At 32.2% G+C, this 21,616-nt stretch carries 24 protein-coding genes and 1 pseudogene; 13 read left to right on the top strand and 12 right to left on the bottom strand.

Annotation, left to right across the window (positions count from 1 at the left end):
* Window positions 1–152: 152 nt before the first annotated feature.
* The 4 genes from ACP3TL_RS02225 to ACP3TL_RS02210 form a co-directional block, all read right to left on the bottom strand.
* Window positions 153–338, bottom strand: a complete 186-nt coding sequence (locus ACP3TL_RS02225; RefSeq protein ID WP_002507181.1) for an NETI motif-containing protein — start codon at window positions 336–338, stop codon at window positions 153–155.
* On the bottom strand, window positions 335–913 hold the full coding sequence (locus tag ACP3TL_RS02220; RefSeq protein WP_046466261.1) for a DUF2179 domain-containing protein: 579 nt from the start codon (window positions 911–913) through the stop codon (window positions 335–337). The genes ACP3TL_RS02225 and ACP3TL_RS02220 overlap by 4 nt, the downstream gene beginning before the upstream one ends.
* An 86-nt stretch (window positions 914–999) precedes the next feature.
* Window positions 1,000–1,821, bottom strand: a complete 822-nt coding sequence (gene nadE / locus ACP3TL_RS02215) for an NAD(+) synthase (protein WP_046466262.1) — start codon at window positions 1,819–1,821, stop codon at window positions 1,000–1,002.
* Window positions 1,814–3,280: a nicotinate phosphoribosyltransferase gene (locus ACP3TL_RS02210; protein WP_046466263.1), complete on the bottom strand. Its 1,467-nt coding sequence runs from the start codon at window positions 3,278–3,280 to the stop codon at window positions 1,814–1,816. Before ACP3TL_RS02210 ends, nadE begins: the two co-directional genes overlap by 8 nt.
* Before the next feature lie 229 nt (window positions 3,281–3,509).
* Between ACP3TL_RS02210 and ACP3TL_RS02205 the strand changes: the two genes are divergently transcribed.
* Entirely contained in the window at window positions 3,510–4,574 is a 1,065-nt protein-coding gene (locus ACP3TL_RS02205; protein ID WP_046466264.1) for a nitric oxide synthase oxygenase, read from the top strand.
* 39 nt (window positions 4,575–4,613) lie between these two features.
* Window positions 4,614–5,426 carry a prephenate dehydratase gene (locus ACP3TL_RS02200; protein WP_046466265.1) on the top strand — a complete coding sequence of 271 codons (813 nt, stop codon included), beginning with the start codon at window positions 4,614–4,616 and terminating at the stop codon, window positions 5,424–5,426.
* An 86-nt stretch (window positions 5,427–5,512) separates the two neighbouring features.
* Here ACP3TL_RS02200 and ACP3TL_RS02195 read toward each other — a convergent pair whose 3' ends face one another.
* Both ACP3TL_RS02195 and ACP3TL_RS02190 read right to left on the bottom strand, forming a co-directional pair.
* Entirely contained in the window at window positions 5,513–7,072 is a 1,560-nt protein-coding gene (locus ACP3TL_RS02195; protein WP_046466266.1) for an SLC13 family permease, read from the bottom strand.
* A 163-nt stretch (window positions 7,073–7,235) separates the two neighbouring features.
* Window positions 7,236–8,294: a glycosyl hydrolase family 28-related protein gene (locus ACP3TL_RS02190; protein WP_046466267.1), complete on the bottom strand. Its 1,059-nt coding sequence runs from the start codon at window positions 8,292–8,294 to the stop codon at window positions 7,236–7,238.
* 137 nt (window positions 8,295–8,431) lie between these two features.
* Between ACP3TL_RS02190 and ACP3TL_RS02185 the strand changes: the two genes are divergently transcribed.
* The 3 genes from ACP3TL_RS02185 (at window position 8,432) to ACP3TL_RS02175 (ending at window position 11,488) form a co-directional block, all read left to right on the top strand.
* Window positions 8,432–8,983, top strand: a complete 552-nt coding sequence (locus ACP3TL_RS02185; protein ID WP_046466268.1) for a cysteine hydrolase family protein — start codon at window positions 8,432–8,434, stop codon at window positions 8,981–8,983.
* A 55-nt stretch (window positions 8,984–9,038) separates the two neighbouring features.
* Window positions 9,039–9,974, top strand: a complete 936-nt coding sequence (locus ACP3TL_RS02180) for a manganese-dependent inorganic pyrophosphatase (RefSeq protein ID WP_046466269.1) — start codon at window positions 9,039–9,041, stop codon at window positions 9,972–9,974.
* 134 nt (window positions 9,975–10,108) lie between these two features.
* Window positions 10,109–11,488, top strand: coding sequence for an aldehyde dehydrogenase (locus ACP3TL_RS02175; RefSeq protein ID WP_046466270.1), 1,380 nt, complete (start codon window positions 10,109–10,111; stop codon window positions 11,486–11,488).
* 65 nt (window positions 11,489–11,553) lie between these two features.
* Here ACP3TL_RS02175 and pglS read toward each other — a convergent pair whose 3' ends face one another.
* A complete protein-coding gene (pglS, locus tag ACP3TL_RS02170) occupies window positions 11,554–12,591 on the bottom strand; it encodes a 6-phosphogluconolactonase (protein WP_285326735.1) in 1,038 nt (345 codons plus the stop codon).
* Between the two features lie 184 nt (window positions 12,592–12,775).
* Between pglS and ACP3TL_RS02165 the strand changes: the two are divergent.
* A pseudogene (locus ACP3TL_RS02165) lies at window positions 12,776–12,883 on the top strand (YolD-like family protein); the annotation flags it as partial.
* Between the two features lie 123 nt (window positions 12,884–13,006).
* Here ACP3TL_RS02165 and ACP3TL_RS02160 read toward each other — a convergent pair.
* From ACP3TL_RS02160 to ACP3TL_RS02145, 4 genes are all read right to left on the bottom strand, one after another.
* On the bottom strand, window positions 13,007–13,141 hold the full coding sequence (locus tag ACP3TL_RS02160; protein ID WP_107517768.1) for a hypothetical protein: 135 nt from the start codon (window positions 13,139–13,141) through the stop codon (window positions 13,007–13,009).
* Between the two features lie 13 nt (window positions 13,142–13,154).
* Window positions 13,155–14,039: a permease gene (locus tag ACP3TL_RS02155; protein WP_285328684.1), complete on the bottom strand. Its 885-nt coding sequence runs from the start codon at window positions 14,037–14,039 to the stop codon at window positions 13,155–13,157.
* A gap of 90 nt (window positions 14,040–14,129) precedes the next feature.
* Complete coding sequence (locus ACP3TL_RS02150; RefSeq protein ID WP_069821051.1) at window positions 14,130–14,450, bottom strand: ArsR/SmtB family transcription factor; 321 nt, start codon at window positions 14,448–14,450, stop codon at window positions 14,130–14,132.
* Between the two features lie 49 nt (window positions 14,451–14,499).
* Entirely contained in the window at window positions 14,500–14,694 is a 195-nt protein-coding gene (locus ACP3TL_RS02145) for a hypothetical protein (protein ID WP_002509689.1), read from the bottom strand.
* 284 nt (window positions 14,695–14,978) lie between these two features.
* Here ACP3TL_RS02145 and arsD point away from each other — a divergent pair, with 284 nt between their 5' ends.
* The 7 genes from arsD (at window position 14,979) to ACP3TL_RS02110 (ending at window position 21,210) form a co-directional block, all read left to right on the top strand.
* Window positions 14,979–15,326: an arsenite efflux transporter metallochaperone ArsD gene (gene arsD, locus ACP3TL_RS02140; RefSeq protein WP_069821052.1), complete on the top strand. Its 348-nt coding sequence runs from the start codon at window positions 14,979–14,981 to the stop codon at window positions 15,324–15,326.
* Complete coding sequence (gene arsA / locus ACP3TL_RS02135; RefSeq protein WP_285336871.1) at window positions 15,307–17,034, top strand: arsenical pump-driving ATPase; 1,728 nt, start codon at window positions 15,307–15,309, stop codon at window positions 17,032–17,034. The genes arsD and arsA overlap by 20 nt, the downstream gene beginning before the upstream one ends.
* Complete coding sequence (locus ACP3TL_RS02130) at window positions 17,034–18,698, top strand: FAD-dependent oxidoreductase (RefSeq protein WP_069821054.1); 1,665 nt, start codon at window positions 17,034–17,036, stop codon at window positions 18,696–18,698. Before arsA ends, ACP3TL_RS02130 begins: the two co-directional genes overlap by 1 nt.
* Entirely contained in the window at window positions 18,695–19,009 is a 315-nt protein-coding gene (locus ACP3TL_RS02125) for an ArsR/SmtB family transcription factor (protein WP_013730040.1), read from the top strand. Before ACP3TL_RS02130 ends, ACP3TL_RS02125 begins: the two co-directional genes overlap by 4 nt.
* Complete coding sequence (gene arsB / locus ACP3TL_RS02120; RefSeq protein WP_176721779.1) at window positions 19,009–20,301, top strand: arsenite efflux transporter membrane subunit ArsB; 1,293 nt, start codon at window positions 19,009–19,011, stop codon at window positions 20,299–20,301. Before ACP3TL_RS02125 ends, arsB begins: the two co-directional genes overlap by 1 nt.
* A gap of 18 nt (window positions 20,302–20,319) precedes the next feature.
* Entirely contained in the window at window positions 20,320–20,712 is a 393-nt protein-coding gene (gene arsC / locus ACP3TL_RS02115; RefSeq protein ID WP_069821056.1) for an arsenate reductase (thioredoxin), read from the top strand.
* Window positions 20,713–20,799: 87 nt separating this feature from the next.
* Window positions 20,800–21,210, top strand: coding sequence for a YolD-like family protein (locus tag ACP3TL_RS02110; RefSeq protein ID WP_069821063.1), 411 nt, complete (start codon window positions 20,800–20,802; stop codon window positions 21,208–21,210).
* A gap of 34 nt (window positions 21,211–21,244) precedes the next feature.
* Here ACP3TL_RS02110 and ACP3TL_RS02105 read toward each other — a convergent pair whose 3' ends face one another.
* On the bottom strand, window positions 21,245–21,610 hold the full coding sequence (locus ACP3TL_RS02105; RefSeq protein WP_069821057.1) for a DUF6262 family protein: 366 nt from the start codon (window positions 21,608–21,610) through the stop codon (window positions 21,245–21,247).
* Window positions 21,611–21,616 lie beyond the last annotated feature (6 nt).

The following is a 21,616-nucleotide window of genomic DNA, read 5'->3' as shown; positions in this document are numbered from 1 at the left end:
CTTTAAAGTTCGTGTTTGTTCTTTTCAATACTAGTTTACCAGAATTACTTTGAAATGTATAAGCCTTTTAAGCCTACTATAGAAATTATTTAGAATCAAAGTATTAAAAAAGAGCCTGAAACATAAATACATGTATCAGACTCCCATACTTATCATTCTTGTAATTTGCCTACGAACTCAATTTCTTGTTTTAGCACCTCTACGCTGCCGTCTTTATTTTCTTTGTAAACGGGCTTTTCAAAACGTTTAACTGGTGTATAACCAGCTTCACGCATGCGACCCAAACAATCTTGAATTGACTCGTGTTCTTCGACTTTGAATTTTTGTTGTTTTTTCATATGCTTTCAACTTCATCCGTATCATATTGTTTAAGTTTTTTACTTTTAACACCTTTCGCCCAGAACCCACCATGAATCGTACGCGGTTCGTATGCGACCATAAATGCTTTTTCATCAATTTGTTTAATCGTCTCGATTAATTTAGCTTCAAAACGTCTCGGTGTAAGAATTTGTAAAATCAAGCGTTTGCCATCTCGGCCGTATGCAGTATTATGTGTCACGCCATACCCTAAATCTCTTAATTGTCTTGGTAAGTCTAACTCATACGCAGATGAAGTTACATTGACTACTGTATATCCAAGTGCTAGTTTTTCTTCAATCTTCATACCTACAATAATACCTATTGAAAAACCAAAGGCGTATGCAAGCACATTTTGGATTTGATCCAAACTAGACATTACCATACCTAAACCAATAACATATACAAGGACTTCCAAGAAGCTCACGATTGCAGCTACATAGCGATAACCTTTAAGGGTTAATATCGTTCTCATCGTTAGACACGTTACATAAGCAACGTTGATTATAAAAATGGCTAAAACCATTAACCATGGCGTAGATGTTATCACTGACATGTCCATTTTCCTTTCTGTTACATTAAATTCAAGTAATTCTATCAGTAAGTTTATATTTTGTCACTAAAAATCTTCTGTTGTAACAGTTAATTTTTGGGCCATGTGTGTCTTGTATAAGCTAGTTCTCTTTTATGCACACTCCTAACATAATGATGTTCAATAACTTCTTGTGCATCATCCGGTACCGATTTTCCTTCTAAATAATCATCTATGTGATCATAACTCACACCTAATGCCTCTTCATCTGGTAACTGTGGTTTGTCTTCTTCTAAATCTGCAGTAGGTACTTTTTCATATAAATGCTTAGGCGCTTGTAGATACTTTAATAATTGTCTACCTTGGCGTTTATTCAAACCAAATAGCGGTGCAATATCAGCAGCACCATCACCATATTTCGTATAAAAACCAGTTACACTTTCAGCCGAATGATCTGTACCAATCACTATACCTTGTTTGTTTGCAGCAATTGAAAATTGTGCTTTCATACGTTCACGTGCTTTTTCATTTCCCTTTTGAAAATCAGTAAGTAGAATGCCCGCATCTTTTAGTGACTGCACACTTTGATCTACAGCTGATTTAATATTGACCGTTACTACTTCATCTGGTTGTATGAACTTCAAAGCATCTTCAACTTCGACTGCATCCTTTTGTTCACCATATGGTAATTTAACAGCAATAAATTGGCAATGAATTTTTTCTTCTTTTAATTCATTAACCGCAATTTGACATAGTTTACCAGCTAAAGTGGAATCTTGGCCACCTGAAATACCTAGCACTAAAGATTGGATAAAAGAGTGAGATTGTACATAACTTTTAATAAATTGAATAATGCTACGCGCTTCTTGTTCACTGTCAATCATTGGTTGGACATTCATTTCTTTAACAATGATTTCTTGTAAATTACTCATTTTCTTCCATCTCCTTCACATGTTCTGCGACTTCAAATATACGTTTATGTTTATTTTCCCAACATGCTGTGCTTAAATCTACAGGATATTCTTGTGGGTTAAGATGACGCTTGTTTTCATCCCATAAATAGGTAAGATTTTCTTTCAAATAAGTTTGTGCTTCTTGTTCACTTGGTAAATCATAAACTAATTTACCATCTTTATAAATATCATGATGTAAATCTTTCGCTATAAATGATTTTATAAATTTCATCTTGTAGGTATGGACAGGATGGAAAAGTTTAAGCGGCGTCGTTTCATATGGATCTTCATGATCCAATGTAATGTAGTCCCCTTCAGCTTTGTTCGTTTTTTTATTAATGATACGGTATACCTTTTTCTTGCCTGGCGTCGTTACTTTTTCCGCATTATTTGAGAGTTTAATACGATCAACATATGCGCCTGTACTATCTTCTACAGCAACGAGTTTGTAAACTGCACCAAGTGCTGGTTGATCATAGCCTGTAATTAATTTAGTACCTACACCCCATGAATCAACTCTTGCACCTTGGGATTTCAAACTAGTGATTGTCTGTTCATCTAAATCATTTGAAGCAATAATTTTTGCATCTGTAAATCCAGCTTCATCTAACATGCGTCGCGCTTCTTTAGAAAGGTAAGCAATATCTCCTGAATCTAATCGAATACCTACAAAATTAATTTTGTCTCCTAATTCTTTTGCAACTTTAATTGCTGTTGGAACACCAGATTTTAGCGTATGGAATGTATCTACTAAAAACACACAGTCCTTATGTCGCTCGGCGTATTTTTTAAAAGCAATATATTCATCACCATAAGTTTGTACCATTGCATGTGCGTGTGTACCAGATACTGGAATGCCAAATAACTTTCCTGCTCTTACATTACTTGTAGAATTGAAGCCACCAATGTACGAGGCTCTAGCTCCCCATAAGGCTGCGTCCGCTTCTTGCGCACGGCGTGTACCAAATTCCATTAACATATCATCCAGAGCAACTTGTCTAATTCGACTCGCCTTTGTTGTAATCAATGTATGGAAATTAACTATATTTAATAGCATCGTTTCTATTAATTGAGCTTGTATCAACGGTGCTTCTACTCGCATTAATGGTTCATTGCCAAAACAAAGCTCACCTTCATGCATTGAGCGAATATTACCTGTAAATTTCAAGTCTTTTAAATAACTCAAGAAATCCTCTTGATAGCCAATAGATTTTAAATATTCTATATCTGATTCTGAAAAATGAAATTGATTTACATATTCAATCACACGCTTTAATCCATTAAAAACCGCATAGCCACTGTCGAATGGCATATTTCTAAAATACAAATCAAAGACTGCTAATCGTTCATGAATACCATCATTCCAATAACTTTCAGCCATATTTATTTGATATAAATCATTATGCAATACTAATGTATCGTCTTCGTATTGGTACACAAAAATCTCTCCAATCAGCTTTTCTATTAGTTTAGCATAAAAGAAACGTTGTTAGCACCTGAAATACCATCCTATTTAATAGCATTTGTGCAACATTTTCAGATTGCTAATGTTCATTATTTTAAATTTTGATAAAAGTGTGACATTACTAACGACAAAGTAGTGACATTTGTAGTTTTATAATTATAAATTAACTGTAATCACTTATAATACTAAGTGAGGTGTTTATATGTTAAATGAAGCTAAATCATTTATTAAAACAATGCATAAAGAATTAAGTTACGATGAACATGCTACATTAGATAGAATTAAAGAAATTGAAATTGCTATTCAAACAAATGGCACGTATGAACATACAGTTGAAGAACTTACTTATGGTGCTAAATTGGCTTGGAGGAATTCGAATCGTTGTATTGGTCGATTTTTCTGGAATTCATTAACTGTAGCAGACGCAAGAGATATTCAAACTGAAGATGAATTTATAGCTACAATTGAAAATCACATAACAACTGCAACAAATAATGGGAAAATCAAGCCTTATATCACTATCTTTTCACAGCACCAGCCACCCCAAATTTATAATAATCAACTCATCAGATATGCCGGTTATTCAGATCAAGGTGACCCTGCCGAACGAAGTATAACGCAACTTGCTGAACATCTTGGATGGAAAGGAGATCATACTCACTTTGATGTCTTACCTTTAATTTATAAAATGCCTGAAGGTAATTTAAAGTATCATGTTTATAACCCGGAATTAATTAAAGAAGTTCCTATAGTCCATGACCGCTATCCAAAGTTAAAACAACTCGGTTTAAAATGGTATGCCGTTCCTATCATTTCAAGTATGGATTTGAAAATTGGCGGCGTTACATATCCCACAGCACCATTCAACGGTTGGTATATGGTAAATGAGATTGCTGTTCGTAATTTTACAGATAGCTATCGTTATAATTTGCTAGAAAGTGTTGCAGATGCATTTGAATTTGATACACTTAAGAATAATTCTTTCAATAAAGATCGTGCACTTGTCGAATTGAATGATGCAGTATATCATTCCTTTAAAAATGAAGGCGTCTCTATTGTTGATCATTTGACTGCTTCTAAGCAGTTCGAACGATTTGAAAAGAATGAAACAAAAGAAGGAAGAGATGTTACTGGTAAATGGTCATGGTTAGCACCTTCGTTATCTCCAACATTGGTGTCAAATTATCATCATGGTTATAAGAATGAAATTCGAGAGCCTAATTTCTTTTATAAGCAATCAACATCTAAGGGTTGTCCATTCCATTAAAACTCTATCCTTACACATATGAACAAGGGGTAACGTCACATGAAACTTTATTATTTAGGCCCAAAAGGGACATTTTCATACTTAGCAGCAAAACAATATAAATCAGAATCTGAAATGGATTTTGAAGCCAAATCTAACCTGTACGAAGTTGTACAATCTGTTTCTAACGATGATAACAGTATCGCCGTAGTACCAATTGAGAATTCAATTGAAGGGACGATTAATATTGTCGCAGATGCATTAACGCAACAAAATATTTTTGCGCAAGGTGAACTTCATTTAGACATTCAATTCGCGTTGTATGGTTCTCAAGATGCTACAGTAAATGATATCTCAAAAGTTTATTCTATTGCACCTGCGATTAGTCAAACGAGCCAGTACATACAAAAGCAAGGCTTCACGTATGACTATGTAGACAGTACGATTAAAAGTTTGGAAAAAATAACTGATCACGTTGGTGCCATTGCACCTCTAGGTAGTGGCGAAGCATACGGCTATTCACCTATTGCGGAAAACATACAAGACTTTCCACATAATGTAACGCGTTTTTTAGTCGTGAGTAACCAACCGAGTAGTATCGAGGATGTAGAAGATGCGAGCGATACATTATTACTCATCACGCCTCAATTTGATAAGCCTGGTTTATTAGCAAGCATATTAAATACTTTTGTTTTATTTAATATTAACTTGTCTTGGATTGAATCTAGACCTTTAAAAACACAACTTGGAATGTATCACTTTTTTGTGCAAGCAGACACACCAATCAATGAAGATTTGGCCAAAGTTATTAAAATTTTAAACACATTAGACTTCCAAGTTTCAATTATTGGTTCATTCAATAAATTAAGTTAAGTTTATTTTTACGTAAATCAATTAGACAAACCAAAAACCCTCCATTCATTATTTAGAAATGGAGGGTTTTATTTATATATATATAATTATTTAAGTGGCAATGGCTTAGTTACATCTATACCTAATACTGGTGGTACTAGGAAGTAAACAACGAGTACAATAACTATAATACTCAGTATGTTTACCCAAAAGCCGACTGATGCCATTCTTTTAATACTAATACGTCCTGTACCAAATACAATCGCATTCGGTGGCGTCCCTACTGGAAGCATATATGCACAGTTTGCCGCCATAGCTGCAGGCACCATCAATAATAATGGATGAACGTTTACAGCAACAGATAACGTTGCAAGAATTGGTAAAATCATCGTTGCAGTTGCAGTATTAGATGTGATTTCAGTTAAGAATAGTACAAATACGGTAATGACTATAACGATAATTAAAGGACTTACACCTTCTATCAATTTCAATTGCTCGCCAAGCCACTCTGCTAAACCACTTGATGATATCCCTTCCGCTAACGCTAGACCCCCACCAAAGAGAACTAATACGCCCCAAGGTAAATCTTTAGCCACGTCCCAATCTATAATTCGTTTGTGTTGTGCTTTGTTTTTCGCAGGAATTAAAAATAGTAAGACTGCGATAATCATGGCTATGGTTCCATCTTCTATTTCTGAAGTGTATGTCCAATTTTTCAATAAAAACTCTCTACTTATCCACAAGAAACTGGCAAGCAAGAACACGATTAGAACTATTTTCTCTTCGTATTTCATCTTACCTAATTCATGTAATTTCCTTTTAATTAACGCTTTACCACCTGGTAATGCTTTCATATCATGTCTAAATGCGATATATCGTATGTATGCCCAAACTAATAATAATAAAACAATAACTGTTGGCACACCAATAATCATCCATTTAGCAAAACTAATTTCTTCACCAAATGCAGATTGATATTGTCCCTTTAATATAATTAAAGGTGGCGTCCCAATTAATGTTCCAAGCCCACCGATTGTACCGGCATAACCAATTGCTAAAACTATAGATTGTTCAAACTTAGTGATACTTGAATCTTTGATGTCCTTACTTTTCAATTCACTTGCTTCTTTAATAATTGCTAAGCCAATCGGAATCATAATCATAACAGCAGCTGTGTTCGACACAAACATAGATAAAAAAGCAGTCGAAATCATGAATCCTAGTAAAATCTTTCCTGTACTTGTGCCTAATGTATTGATGATAACTAAAGCAACACGGGTATGTAAATTCCATCTTTCCATGGCAATGGCTAAAATAAAGCCGCCTAAGAATAAAAAGATAATATCATTACCATATTGTGATGAAACTTCTTCTGGGCTTAATACATGTCCAATTGGCATCAATATTAATGGTAATAAACTTGTTGCTGCAATCGGAATAGCTTCAGTAATCCACCACGTTGCAATCCAAAGTGTTGTTGCTAAAACAAATATACCTTTACTTGATAAACCTTCAGGCTGTAAAAATAGTAAAGTTAAAATAAATAATAGCGGCCCCAATATTAAACCAATTAATTGACTAGTATTATAAGACTTATTTTCTTTCTTATTAGAAAAAAACATTAAATAATGTGACCTTCTCATATCCCCTTTGTTCAAATCGTTCATATTCGTCCCCCCTCTAAAGCTACTTTTCTGAATATTCATAACATTTCTTAGTTTATAACATAATATAATCCTAATGAAATATCAATGCTAAACCGCTTACATATAAAGTCTTTACGGTGTCAACGTAGCATTGTAATCATGTTTAATTAAACTTAACAATATTTTAAATTTTATCACCATAAGATAAAAATAAATTCTTAGTGTCCTTTAAATACATTTTGGGTGGCCATTCATCAAATTCATTTTGAGCAATAAGAATATTTTTATGTTTTATATTATTATAACTTTGAATCCGAACTGCATATTTCTCCATCGTTCCAATAAATTTATTTTGATAAATATTTAAATTACTCCCAGCTTGAGTTGATCTTTGTTTCCCTTTTAAATCTTTTGCATTTTTACCATCTTTAACTGCTAAAAAACGAACACCACCAGCACAGTTTTTAAAAATATTATGATGAATATACGTATCTTTATATTTTAAAGGTGTTAGTGCATATTGCTTTATCTCTTCAAACGTATTAAAACGAATATGAATATTTTGATAAAATTGATTATAACGACTTGCATGAGAACCAATCGCCCTGTTCCATGACTGCATCGTAGGCGTATCTGAATTGCCAAAATAACAATTTTCTATTATTACATTTTTTGTAATCGTTCCGTCTGTCGTCCCAAATTTAGGAAAAGCACCTGGTACTTGAATATCTAACTGAATTGCTTCTGAAAACGTTCTTGTCCCATCACTATCATTGAACCCTAAAAATTTACAATTATTTATATATAATCCATTAACTCCACATGCATCCAGTCCATGGCCACCTATAATGTCTTTAAAGGTCACATCGACGATTTGAATATCTTGGGCATGTCCCATACACATTGCTGTATTATTATATGGGAATGCATAGCCATTCATATCAAATGTTCCTCCTGCAATATAAATATGGCTATTGCCGTTATAACCATAATAAGGTTTAAACCTTCTACCATTTTTGAGTAATGCATCTTTCCCACATCTTTTAAGGACTGCGCCTTCATCTAGCAATAATGTTGTAGACTCATAAATAACCAATGACTTGCGTATATGAAATTCACCTTTAGGTACATATATCGTTGTCGAAGGATGTTTTTTTGCATAATTCAATGCACGTTGCATTGCTCGTGTATCCGCGCTTTTACTTTCACCTTTTAATCCAAATTGCTTTGCATTAATCATCATAGGACAATCCCTCTCTTTCTCAATACTTTATAATAAACTTAATTGAGTATTTTCAAACGCGCTTGTTGTAGCTTTATTGATTTATCTACTTAGTATATAATACTTATTATCTTTAATATTAGGAGTGTTCGCAAATTATGAAAAAAAGTGCACTTATTGTAGTGGATTATTCAAATGATTTTGTTGCAGATAATGGAAAAATGACTTGTGGCATTCCAGGCCAACAAATTGAACATTATATTGTGGAAAGAATTGAAGCATATAATAAAAAACAACAGAACATTTTCTTTATGATGGATTTACATTTTGAAGAAAATAGTTATCATCCTGAGAACAAGCTCTTCCCTCCTCACAATATTTTAGGAACATCTGGGAGAGAGCTTTACGGCAAAGTAAATGATATCTATCAAAATATATTATTTAATGATCACATACATTTTTTAGATAAAACACGTTATGATGCTTTTTGTGGTACTTCGTTAGATATTTTGCTACGAGAAAGAAATGTAACACATTTAGAAATTGTTGGTGTATGTACCGATATTTGTGTATTACATACAGCGATTACTGCCTATAATTTAGGTTATTCCATTAGTATTTCACATAAAGGCGTTGCTTCATTTAATCCAACGGGCCATGATTGGGCTTTAGATCATTTTAAAAATTCCTTAGGTGCTGAAGTAGAATAACTATGCAAACTCATGATAAAATAATATTAACTATATAAATAAGGAGAATTTAGATATGGCAAAAACTTATATTTTCGGACATAAAAATCCAGATACAGATGCTATTGCATCTGCCATCATCATGGCATATTTTGAACAACAAACAGGTAATTCGGAGGCTGCGTCTTACCGTTTAGGCGAAATAGGTCCTGAGACGCAATTTGCTTTAGATCATTTCAAAGTAGAAGCGCCAGAATTACTTAACGATAATCTAGCTGATCAAAATGTTATTTTAGTTGACCATAATGAATTCCAACAAAGCGCAGATTCAATTGCTGACGCTACAATTCAGCATGTCGTAGATCACCACAGAATTTCTAATTTTGAAACTGCAGCGCCTTTATATTACCGTGCTGAACCAGTCGGCTGTACAGCAACAATTTTATACAAAATGTATAAAGAACGCGGCTTTGAAATTAAACCTGAAATTGCTGGCTTAATGATTTCTGCAATTATCTCAGATAGTTTATTATTCAAATCACCTACATGTACTGAAGAAGATGTACAAGCTGCAGAAGCATTGAAAGCGATCGCCAATGTTGACTTAGAATCTTACGGTTTAGATATGTTAAAAGCAGGTGCTTCTACAACAGACAAATCAATTTCAGATATCTTATCTATGGATGCAAAATCTTTCAACATGGGAGATTATTCAACTCATATCGGACAAGTTAATACTGTGGATATTGATGAAGTCTTTGCACGTCAAGAAGAATTAACAAAAGCTATGTTAGAAGCAAGTGCAAATGAAAAATATGATTTATTTGTATTAGTCGTGACTGACATCATTAATAGTGATTCTAAAATTTTAGTAGTGGGACCTGAAACAGACAAAGTAGGTAAAGCTTTCAATGTTGAACTTGAAAACAATACTGCATTCTTACCTGGTGTAGTTTCACGTAAAAAACAAGTTGTACCACAAATTACAGAAGCTTTAAACGAAGTCGTTTAATATTATATGATAAACACTGAGTGGACAAGAAACTAAACACCTAACCGCTCAGTATTCTGGAACATAGTAAATATGTTCCAGTTTTTTATCCATTTCCATAAGCATAGCGACATCTCATACTAGGAGGAATATCATTGAATTCAATAGAGCAAACTTTCCATAATAGTAAACAATATTTTAATACTCACGAAACCAAAGATCTTAAGTTTAGAAAAAAACAACTCAAACTGTTGGGTAAAAGTATTAAAAATCATGAAAATGAATTACTCGACGCACTTCAAAAAGATTTAGGAAAAAACAAAGTGGAAGCTTATGCAACCGAGATTGGATTCACTTTAAAAAGCATTAAGTCAGCACGCAAAGAACTTAAAAATTGGGCGAAAAGAAAACAAGTGAACACGCCCCTTTACTTATTCCCTACTAAAAGTTATATCATGAAAGAGCCTTATGGTACTGTCTTAATTATCGGACCTTTTAATTATCCTTTCCAATTACTTATTGAACCATTAATTGGCGCAATAGCAGCGGGAAATACAGCTATACTTAAACCGTCAGAATTTACACCACACGTTGCAGATATAGTACAACAAATTATTGAAGATGTATTCAACACTGAATATATTAGTGTATGCCAAGGCGACGCAGAGACTACACAATCACTTATACATTTACCTTTTGATTATGTCTTTTTCACTGGCAGCGAAAAAGTAGGACGTATTGTCTATCGTGCAGCTAGCGAAAACTTAACACCCGTTACTTTAGAATTAGGAGGTAAATCTCCTGCGATTGTAGATGAGTCAGCAAATATCAAAGTAGCGAGTGAACGCATTTGTTTCGGGAAATTTACGAACGCTGGTCAAACTTGTGTGTCGCCAGACTATATTTTAGTTAACCGAAAAGTCAAAAGCCAACTCATCGCGGCACTCAAAAATACAATCACTGAATTTTACGGTAAATCTATACAAGATAGCCCAGATTTCGGTCGTATCATTAATCAAAAACATTTCGATCGTTTAGACCATTTATTAAATGTTCATAAAACAGAAATTGCATTTGGTGGTCAATCTGATGCAGACGATAAATACATCGCTCCAACCCTTTTAGATGGTATTACTTTCGATGCTAAAATAATGGAAGATGAGATTTTCGGCCCTATTTTACCAATCATTCCGTATGATGATTTTGATGAAGCGATTGATTTAATACGTACTAAACCTAAGCCACTCAGCTTATATTTATTTAGCGAAGATGAAAATGTAACAGAACGTGTACTTCATGAAATTTCATTTGGTGGCGGTGCGATTAATGATACGTTGATGCACCTCGCAAATCCAAACTTACCTTTTGGTGGTGTCGGTGCATCGGGTATTGGACAATATCATGGTAAATATAGTTTTGATACGTTTAGTCACGATAAATCTTATGTGTTTAAATCTACAAGGCTTGAATCAAGTCTCATATTCCCACCATACAAAGGGAAATTTAAATACATCAAAACATTTTTCAACAAATAGAAAATCACCTAGTATGGCAATGTATTATCCATACTAGGTGATTTTTTAATTTTTTTCAGTTGTCTTTATTTTAAAAATTGTACACAAACGCCCTCTGGTGCTGATTCGTGATGATCAACTTTTTCTAATTCTCCCGTAATTTTATCACGTTTGAAAACCGTCAATGTATAGTCACCTTCTTGGTGTGCACAAACTAAGAAATCATCTGAGTCAGTAATGTTGAAATCACGTGGGAATTCACCACCACTTGATACAATATCAACAAATGAAATCGTTGAACCATCATCGCTTACTTTAAAAATAGCAATACTATCGTGCCCTCTATTCGTGATGTATAAGAATTTTTGATCGTGTGACTGTCTTACTGCTGCTAATTTTGTATCACCTTCAAAATTTTCAGGAATTGTTGAATGTCGTTGGATTTCTGTGAATTTTCCATCCTCATATTTTACTGTACTTACGACATTTGATAACTCATGGACAACATAAGCAAACTTCCCATTTTCATGAAAAGTAATATGTCTTGATCCGTCCCCTGGTTCAAAATCACTCACCGCATGTTCACTAAAACCATGATCATTAAATTCGTATGTTACTATTTTATCTGTACCTAAATCGATTGCAACTACATATTTTTCATCTGGTGTTGTACTGATAAAATGCACATGTGGCTGATCTTGTCTTTCGTGTGGTCCAGTTGGATAATTGTGCTCTAACTCTTGAATTAAACGTATGATTTCACCTGTTTCAGGGTTCGCTTCATATAAGCGCGCTAACCCAGCACCGTAAACAGACTCAAAAACAAACTTTCCGTCTGGCGACACATCTACATAACAGCCGCTACCCTTTGTAGAAGCGAGGCATTTATTAATTAAACTGAGTTTACCATCTTCTTCTATTTTAAGACTTGCAACACCGCAATTATCTCCTTCACGTGTTACAGCATATAAAAATGAATTATGTTGATTTACATAAGTTGATGCTTCTAATTCATATCCTGTTTCAACTTCTGTTACGCTTCCAGTTTGTTCATCTAATTCAAAACGATAAACGCCTTTGCCCTCTTTTTTCGTATACGTACCAATATAACCTGTTGTCGTCATGTAAACCCCTCCATATTGTTATAGTTTCATTTTAATAAATATCTATACTAAATGACAATATAATGATTATTGCCACTTTCTATCAAAGTACAATTAAACTTTTCATACTTTATTAAGTTAAAATAAGAAAAAACTTCTTGCAATAATGCGAACATATGTTCTATTATTGTATTGAGGTGATTTTATGATTCCGGAAAAGTATCAAAATGAAAATGACTATAGAAATATACCAAGAGAATTTCTTAATGCCAATATCCCGCAAGGTCGTGGCATGGTTAAATGGGCGCCATTCATTATATGTATTTAATTAATACAAAAGCCGAATTAACAGTATTTTCAACATAGTATTTATGTATTATATGTTAAAACAATCTTAAAAAGGATACTGATTATGAAACCAGTATCCTTTTTAAGATTAACAGCATTTATTATTATCTTTTTCTTTTGCTTCCTCTTTTTCTTTTTTATTATCCGTGTTTTCTTCAATTTCTACTGAACAACATGACTGCTCTTGAGGTTTTAATTTTTTTAACGCGTCTTTGATACCCATTTACTTCACCTCCTTAAATGATTAAGTTAACAATTAGGCCTGTAGCAACTGCCACTACTAAAATTGCTATAACAAAAGATATTACAAATTTCTTTTTAAATAATTTGGACAACAATACGACTTCAGGAATACTTGCGCCTGCGCCACCTATAATTAATGCGACCACTGTACCTAAAGACATGCCTTTAGATACTAATGCTTCAGCTATAGGAAGCATCGTTTCTGGTCTAATATACATAGGTATACCAATAACAGAAGCAATAACAACAGAGATAATACCATCGCCACTCGCATATTGAGTTATAAATGTTTCTGGAATAAATCCATAAATAAATGCACCGACAAATACACCAATAATTAAATAAGGTAACATTGGATATAGGAAAGCCCAAGCATCATTTAAGGCTTGTTTAAAACGAGATCCTGATTTATTATTGAAAAATCCATCGCCTTTGACATTAACGCCTTTATAACTCTCTGCTAAATTCATTTTTGAAAAAACAAGACCAGTTAAAATGCTAAATATCGCTAATACAACAAAATAAACAACAGCAACTTTCCAACCTAATAGAATCCATAGCATAAATATCATGAGTGGATTCATGAGTGGCGAAGCGATTAGGAAACTCATAGCTGGACCAAACGGAACTTTAGAGTTTAACAAACCTGCAAGTATAGGGATAGTAGAACAAGAACAAAATGGTGTAATAGCACCAAAAATCATTCCTAATATATAGTTGGTTGCTTTATTTGGTTTGCTTAAAAGCTTTTGTATTTTATCTTCTGATACTACTTGTTGAATTAAACTTACAATAAAACTTACAACTATAAATAATGCTAACAATTCAAAAAATAACATTAAAAATGTTTTTATGAATTCTATGATTGAATCTGTCATTAGTATAACTCCTCTGAATTTATTTAATCAACTTTTTTTGATATATAAATTAAAAAAAGTTGATTAATATGATGTGTAATAAGATAAATCCTATAATATTTTACAGCAAGTATCTTCAGTTAATACAACTTGAATTTGTGCTTCATTGATTTTGTAGTAGTTCCAAGTACCATATTTTTCAGGTATTAAAATCTGTGCACTTACTAATTTTTTTAAATGATAAGAAATTTTAGATTGTTTTAAATCTAATAACGCTTCTAAATCACACACACATAATGATTTATTAGAACTCTGGCTAATTTGATTTAGTATTTTCAATCTGTTTTTGTCGGCAAGTGCATTAAACATGTTTTCATAAAAATCTAATTGTTGATCTTCATTCATATCAGTTTTTGCTTTAATAACTTCCATAAAAAGAACACCTCTTTTTTATAATATTTGATTAGAGTTTATATTATCTTTATTTCAATTCTTGTATTGCTTGTTTGTAGTTATTTTCTGTTGATTCACCATACTGATGAATATTACCTTTAAAGAACTCCTTCTCCATATATATTGTAGCTTCTTTTAAAGTGACTTCTCTTGATACCATAACAAGATTTAAATAACTTACAAAGTAACCAACAGATAAAGTACTTGCGTGGTTTACTCGCAATCAGGCACACCTCCTTATTGTCTAAATAATTTTATTCCATTTAATATATCAACTTTTTTTGATATATTAAATATAAATCAATATATACATTATTGCAAGATTAAAAAACTATAATTTTACATAAACTTAGACATGCTCCACAGCAATAGTAAAAATATTTTCTTCCTAGCTATATTATTAGAAACTCAAATTAAGTAAAATTTTAAAAATCCAAATCAATACATAGACACTAATCTATATAGATGTTAATCTATGGTAGTAAAATAATTAATGAGGTGAGTATAATGTTAAATATTGAAATATACGAAGAAGCTATGTGCTGTTCTACTGGCGTATGTGGTCCAGAACCGGATGAAACACTAATAAAGACGAACCAAATCAATGAATATTTAAAATCAAATCAAATAGAAGTTCAACGTTATAATATGAGTAATAATCCGAATGAATTTATTAAAAATAAAGAAGCTATTCGTTTAATTCAAGAAAAAGGTAATGAAGTTTTACCAATCACTTTTATAGAAGGCAATATAGCTAAAACGGGTACTTATATTACCCAAGAAGAAGCCGATGAAATTATTACGGTTAATCAGATGAGAAATGGAGGATGCTGTGGTGGAGATGGATGCTGTTAAATACTTAAATAAATTGAATTTAAATAATGTTGAGTTAACAAAATATTTGTTTTTTACTGGTAAAGGTGGCGTAGGCAAAACGACGATATCAAGTTCTATTGCTTTAAATTTAGCGAAGAATGGAAAGAAAGTAGCTTTAGTAAGTACTGATCCAGCTAGTAATTTACAAGATGTATTTCAAATGGAATTATCTAATAAATTAACTACATATCAACCTATACCTAATCTCTCTATAGCCAATTTTGACCCGATTGCTGCAGCAGACGATTATAAAGCACAAGCTATAGAACCTTATGAGGGCATTCTACCAGAAGATGTACTTTCTGAGATGAAAGAACAGTTAAGTGGTTCGTGTACAGTTGAAGTAGCAGCATTTAATGAATTCACTAATTTCTTATCCGACGAAACTTTAGAACAGGCATTTGATTTCATTATATTTGATACAGCTCCGACAGGTCACACACTGAGAATGCTTGAATTACCTTCTGCTTGGACAGATTATTTAAATACAACGAGTAATGACGCTTCTTGTTTAGGTCAATTATCGGGTTTAAATGAAAATAGAAGCAAATATAACTTAACACTTGAAAAATTACGCAACCAAGAAGATACGACAATGATATTAGTTGCTAAACCTAACCAATCATCTATATATGAAATTCAAAGAGCGCAACAAGAATTACAACAACTATCAATTTCTAAATTCTATATAGTCATTAACAACTATATAGAAGAAAGTCACGGTTTAATTTCGAGTCAAATGAAATCAGAACAAGATAAAAATATTAACCATTTTACTGAATGGTTAAATAACAATCATGCCTATTACGTTCCATATAAAAAACAGAAAGCAGAAAGTATAGAAAGTTTATCTAATCTATTAAATGATGATAACTTAATTGAAAATGATGAATTTATTGTTGAAGATCATCCGCAATTCAATAAATTAATAGATGAAATTGAAAATGGTAAAGTTCAATATTTATTTACAATGGGAAAAGGTGGCGTTGGTAAAACGGCAGTAGCAACGCAATTAGCTACAGCATTATCTAATAAAGGACATCGTATTCTTTTAGCAACGACTGACCCTACTAAAGAAATTAATGTTGAAACCACAAGTAATTTAAATACTGCTTATATTGATGAAGAACAAGCATTAGAAAAGTATAAAAAAGAAATACTAGCCACAGTGAATGATGATACACCACAAGACGATATTGATTATATTGTGGAAGATTTAAAATCACCTTGTACAGAAGAAATAGCATTTTTCAAAGCCTTTAGTGACATTATGGAGAATCAAGAAGACATGGATTACGTAATTGTAGATACAGCTCCTACAGGCCATACCTTGCTGTTACTTGATTCTAGTGAAAATCATCATAAAGAACTAAAGAAAAAATCAACTCAAACTACCAGTAATGTTGAAACATTATTACCCAAAATTCAAAATAAAAATTTAACACAGATGATAATCGTAACACTAGCAGAAAAAACACCTTATTTAGAATCTAAACGTTTAGTAGAAGATTTAAATAGAGCTAATATAGGCCATAATTGGTGGGTTGTTAATCAATCGTTAGTTACGCTAAATCAACGTGATGACCTTTTTAGTAACAAAAAAGAAGATGAATCAATTTGGATAAACAAGATTAAAAATGAAAGTCTTGATAATTATTTTGTCATACCTTATGGAGGGTTATCATAATGAAAAAAATTGTAATCATTGGTTCAGTTGCTGCCGGTACAAGTGTCGCGGCTAAAGCAAGAAGAAATAGTGAAGATGTGGAAATTACCGTTTTTGATAAAGATAGTGATATTTCGTATTCAGTATGTGGTATTCCCTACTATATAGGCGGTAATGTATCTGATATTGATGAACTCACGCCACGAAATGCTAAATGGTTTAAAGAGCGCTTTAATATAGATATTTATACAAAATATGAAGTGAATCAGATAAATGATACTGATCAAACAATAACAGTTACCAATTTAGTAAATGATGAAAAGATGATTCAAGAATATGACGAATTAGTATTAGCAACAGGTTCATCGCCTAAAGAACTTCCTCAATTAAATAGCGAAGAATATAACAATGTGTTTAAAGTTAAAAATATTAATGATGCGAAAGCAATTTATAATTATATTGAGGGCAATGATGTTCAGAATATAACAATCATTGGTGGTGGATTTATTGGTCTAGAGATGTTAGAACAATTATCTAATTACAATACTTCAATTGTTCAACGTAGTACTTTTATGCCTCATTTAGACTACGATATCAGTTTTATGATTCAAGAATATATTGAAGATAAAGCTAACGTATATACCTATAATGAAATAGATATTATTGATTATGATGAAAATCATACAATAAATAGAGTGAGCTTAAAAACTGGCGAATTAATTGATACAGATTTAATCATTATTGGGATTGGTGTCACACCAAATACTAAATTAGCTAAAGAAATTGGTATTAATATTGGAAAATCTGGAGCAATACAAACCAATAAGTATTTTGAAACAAATATTCCTCACATATATGCAATTGGTGATGTAGCAGAAAGTTATAATTTAATTACTGGTAACCCTATATATAGACCGCTAGGTTCTACAGCAAATAAAATGGGACGTATTTTAGGAGATCGATTAACTGGTGGAAATCTAGAACATAAAGGTATTTTAGGAACAGGCATTGTTCGTATATTTGATATGACAATTGCCCAAACAGGCTTAACTGAAAAAGAAGCTATTGATTTAGATATTGATATTGACGTATTACACAATGTGAAACCGAATCGTCCAGAATATATGCAAGGCCAAGAAATGGTAATTAAAGCTATATTTGATAAAAACAATTCTAAATTACTTGGTGCCCAAATTATTGGGTATGAAGGTGTAGATAAGAGAATAGATGTACTAGCTACTGCTATAACGTTTGGTGCCAATGCAGAAGATTTATTTCATTTAGATTTAGCATATGCACCTCCTTTTTCTACAACTAAAGATCCTGTTATTTATACAGGGATGATTGGACACAATATTACTCGAGGACGCAAAATTATAACGCCTGAAGAAGTTATAAAACAAAATAATGATTTATTGATTTTAGATGTACGTTCTCCAAAGCAATTTGAAGTTGATCATGTTGATGGAGCGATTAACGTCCCATTGAAAACGTTGAGAAGTTATGCAAAAACATTAGATGAAAATCAAAAGATAGTGACTTATTGTAATAAAGGTACTACTGGGAATGCTGCACAAAACGTACTTATTAATTTAGGTTTTAAACAAGTGTTTAATTTGTCAGGTGGTAATAAAAATTATCAACGTTATAAAAGGTTTCAAGTAGAAAGGAAGAAGAAAAATTGAATTATAAAGAAATATCACAATACTTAAAAGTGATTGCTGATAGTAGCCGTCTTGAAATATTAGATTTGTTATCTTGTGGTGAATTATGCGCTTGTGATTTATTAGAGCATTTTTCTTTTTCTCAACCCACATTAAGTCATCATATGAAAGTATTAAAAGACAATAATTTAATTACATCCAGAAAAGATGGTAATAAAAATTTATACAAATTGAATCATGACGTATTAGATGACGTTACATCACGACTGACTCTATTGGGTTCCAGTACAGTCCCATGTATATGTGAAACAGTAGAGAAAGGTGAGTGTTAATTATGATGATATTAGCAATCACAATATTTGTATTAACGTTAATTTTTGTTATATGGCAACCTAAAGGTCTAGATATTGGTATTACTGCATTAATTGGTGCTGTAGTGGCTATAATTACTGGTGTTGTGAGTTTTTCAGATGTACTGGAAGTTACTGGAATCGTTTGGAATGCGACTTTAACGTTTGTTGCAGTTATTCTTATTTCACTCATATTAGATGAAATTGGCTTCTTTGAATGGTCTGCTATACATATGGTGAGAGCATCAAAGGGTAATGGCTTGAAAATGTTTATCTTTATCATGCTCTTAGGTTCAGTTGTAGCAGCCTTCTTCGCAAATGATGGTGCGGCTTTAATACTGACGCCTATTGTTTTAGCAATGGTACGTAGTCTAGGTTTTGATAAAAAAGCGATATTTCCATTTATTATTGCTAGTGGTTTTATTGCAGATACCACATCATTACCACTTATTGTTAGTAATTTAGTTAATATTGTTTCTGCTGATTACTTTGATATTGGATTTGTTGAGTACTTCAGTAAAATGATTATACCTAATATATTCTCTTTAATCGCAAGTATTCTTGTCTTATGGCTTTATTTTAGAAAGTCTATCCCAAGAAAATTTGATGCAGTAAATATTAGAGAACCAAAAGAAGCGATTAAGGACAAAAAGCTTTTTAACATCTCGTGGATTGTACTCACTGTATTGCTAGTTGGTTATTTAATAAGTGAGTTTATAAATATTCCAGTATCAATTATTGCTGGTATCATTGCTTTAATATTTGTATTATTAGCACGTAAATCTAAGGCTGTTCATACGAAACAAGTAATTAAAGGTGCACCATGGAATATTGTTTTATTCTCTATTGGTATGTATCTTGTGGTATTTGGTCTAAAAAATGTGGGCATTACAACGCTTCTTGGTGATGTACTAACAAATATTTCAAGTTATGGCTTATTTAGTAGTATCATGGGCATGGGTTTTATAGCTGCATTCCTTTCATCTATTATGAACAACATGCCAACTGTTTTAATAGATGCAATAGCGATTGGTCAATCTCAAACAACAGGCATACTCAAGGAAGGTATGATTTATGCGAATGTTATCGGATCTGATTTAGGACCTAAAATAACACCCATTGGTTCGTTAGCAACACTTCTCTGGTTACATGTACTTACTCAAAAAGGTGTTAAAATTTCTTGGGGAACATACTTTAAAACCGGTATTATTATAACGATTCCGGTATTATTTATTACACTGTTAGGGTTATATCTAACACTTATTATTTTCTAAAAAGAGAGGAAACTATTTATGGATAAAAAAACAATTTACTTTATATGTACTGGTAATTCTTGTCGCAGTCAAATGGCTGAAGGTTGGGGTAAACAAATACTTGGCGATAAATGGAATGTATATTCTGCCGGTATTGAAACACATGGTGTAAATCCTAAGGCAATAGAAGCTATGAAAGAAGTGGATAATGACATATCAAACCATACTTCTGATTTAATCGATAATAAAATTTTAAAACAATCAGATCTCGTTGTTACACTTTGTAGTGACGCTGATGAAAATTGTCCAGTCATCCCACCTAATGTAAAAAAAGAACATTGGGGCTTTGATGATCCAGCTGGTAAAGCTTGGTCAGAATTTCAACGTGTAAGAGATGAAATTGGCGATACAATAAAACAATTTAATCAATAGCATAATAAAAAGACTATCCAGAATGATAGTCTTTTTTCACTTGAATTAATAGAACATATGTTCTACTATTGATATGAGGTGATCTTTATTATTCCAAATCCTAATGCTCCAGATAAATATAAATACGAAACAGATTACAGAAAAATACCAAGAGAATATTTAAATCCTAAAATCCCACAAGGTCGTGGAAAAATCAAATGGCAAGCTTTTGCCACGCTCCCCCAACAATTCGAAATTTTAAATAAGTTTATCAAAGACCAAAATAAGGATGACAAACCTTTATTAACAGAGGATACTTTGACTAATATAAACTATGTTTTCCAATATAAATTACATACTGGTGAATTAAGTTCTATTGATTATTGGAAAGATGGGTATATTTTTAATTATACTGGGAAAATTTTACAAATTGATACAATCAACAATTCTTTTACTTTACTTGATAAAAAAAATAAAGTCCATAAATTATCTAATAATAACGTTTGTCATATTATTTAAAGATATGACAAACGTTATTATTAATAGGATTATTTTAAATTTCCTCATACATCTTGGAGTATAAAGTACTAAGTTCTTCTTTTAGAGACTTTTTCTCTTTTTCTAATGAATTTACTTTCCTCTTCAACGAAGCAATTAATGCATCTTTTCCGTCACTTTTATTTTTATTCACAAATATTTCTTTGTTTTTTTCACGTAACTCTTCGATTCTTTTACGAATTTCATTATTGTTATATAAAGTGGCTTTAGAGACACTTGAATGTTTTGAAACAATATTAAAATTAATTTCTTCCTTCCTTTGAATCAAATCGTTTATTGCTGTAGTAACTTTTCTCTCAGTGTTAGCTTTCCGCTCTGCATGTAACTGTTTCAATTGTTCTTTCCTGTTAAAATTTTCCATATTAAC

Source organism: Staphylococcus caseorum, assembly GCF_049943195.1.
Classification (GTDB): domain Bacteria; phylum Bacillota; class Bacilli; order Staphylococcales; family Staphylococcaceae; genus Staphylococcus; species Staphylococcus equorum_A.
Note: the sequence above shows the minus strand (reverse complement) of the source record. Positions and strands in the feature narration are given on the sequence as shown.

Bases quoted from the DNA above. Each gene is read 5' to 3' on its own strand.
- ACP3TL_RS02155 (WP_285328684.1), bottom strand. From the start codon at position 14,039: ATGACAGATTCAATCATAGAATTCATAAAAACATTTTTAATGTTATTT.
- ACP3TL_RS02160 (WP_107517768.1), bottom strand. From the start codon at position 13,141: ATGGGTATCAAAGACGCGTTAAAAAAATTAAAACCTCAAGAGCAGTCA.
- ACP3TL_RS02190 (WP_046466267.1), bottom strand. From the start codon at position 8,294: ATGATGATTAATGCAAAGCAATTTGGATTAAAAGGTGAAAGTAAAAGC.
- ACP3TL_RS02130 (WP_069821054.1), top strand. From the start codon at position 17,034: ATGAAAAAAATTGTAATCATTGGTTCAGTTGCTGCCGGTACAAGTGTC.
- ACP3TL_RS02180 (WP_046466269.1), top strand. From the start codon at position 9,039: ATGGCAAAAACTTATATTTTCGGACATAAAAATCCAGATACAGATGCT.
- ACP3TL_RS02185 (WP_046466268.1), top strand. From the start codon at position 8,432: ATGAAAAAAAGTGCACTTATTGTAGTGGATTATTCAAATGATTTTGTT.
- ACP3TL_RS02150 (WP_069821051.1), bottom strand. From the start codon at position 14,450: ATGGAAGTTATTAAAGCAAAAACTGATATGAATGAAGATCAACAATTA.
- ACP3TL_RS02200 (WP_046466265.1), top strand. From the start codon at position 4,614: ATGAAACTTTATTATTTAGGCCCAAAAGGGACATTTTCATACTTAGCA.
- ACP3TL_RS02220 (WP_046466261.1), bottom strand. From the start codon at position 913: ATGTCAGTGATAACATCTACGCCATGGTTAATGGTTTTAGCCATTTTT.
- ACP3TL_RS02195 (WP_046466266.1), bottom strand. From the start codon at position 7,072: ATGAACGATTTGAACAAAGGGGATATGAGAAGGTCACATTATTTAATG.
- ACP3TL_RS02205 (WP_046466264.1), top strand. From the start codon at position 3,510: ATGTTAAATGAAGCTAAATCATTTATTAAAACAATGCATAAAGAATTA.
- arsC (WP_069821056.1), top strand. From the start codon at position 20,320: ATGGATAAAAAAACAATTTACTTTATATGTACTGGTAATTCTTGTCGC.
- arsD (WP_069821052.1), top strand. From the start codon at position 14,979: ATGTTAAATATTGAAATATACGAAGAAGCTATGTGCTGTTCTACTGGC.
- pglS (WP_285326735.1), bottom strand. From the start codon at position 12,591: ATGACGACAACAGGTTATATTGGTACGTATACGAAAAAAGAGGGCAAA.
- nadE (WP_046466262.1), bottom strand. From the start codon at position 1,821: ATGAGTAATTTACAAGAAATCATTGTTAAAGAAATGAATGTCCAACCA.
- ACP3TL_RS02105 (WP_069821057.1), bottom strand. From the start codon at position 21,610: ATGGAAAATTTTAACAGGAAAGAACAATTGAAACAGTTACATGCAGAG.
- ACP3TL_RS02225 (WP_002507181.1), bottom strand. From the start codon at position 338: ATGAAAAAACAACAAAAATTCAAAGTCGAAGAACACGAGTCAATTCAA.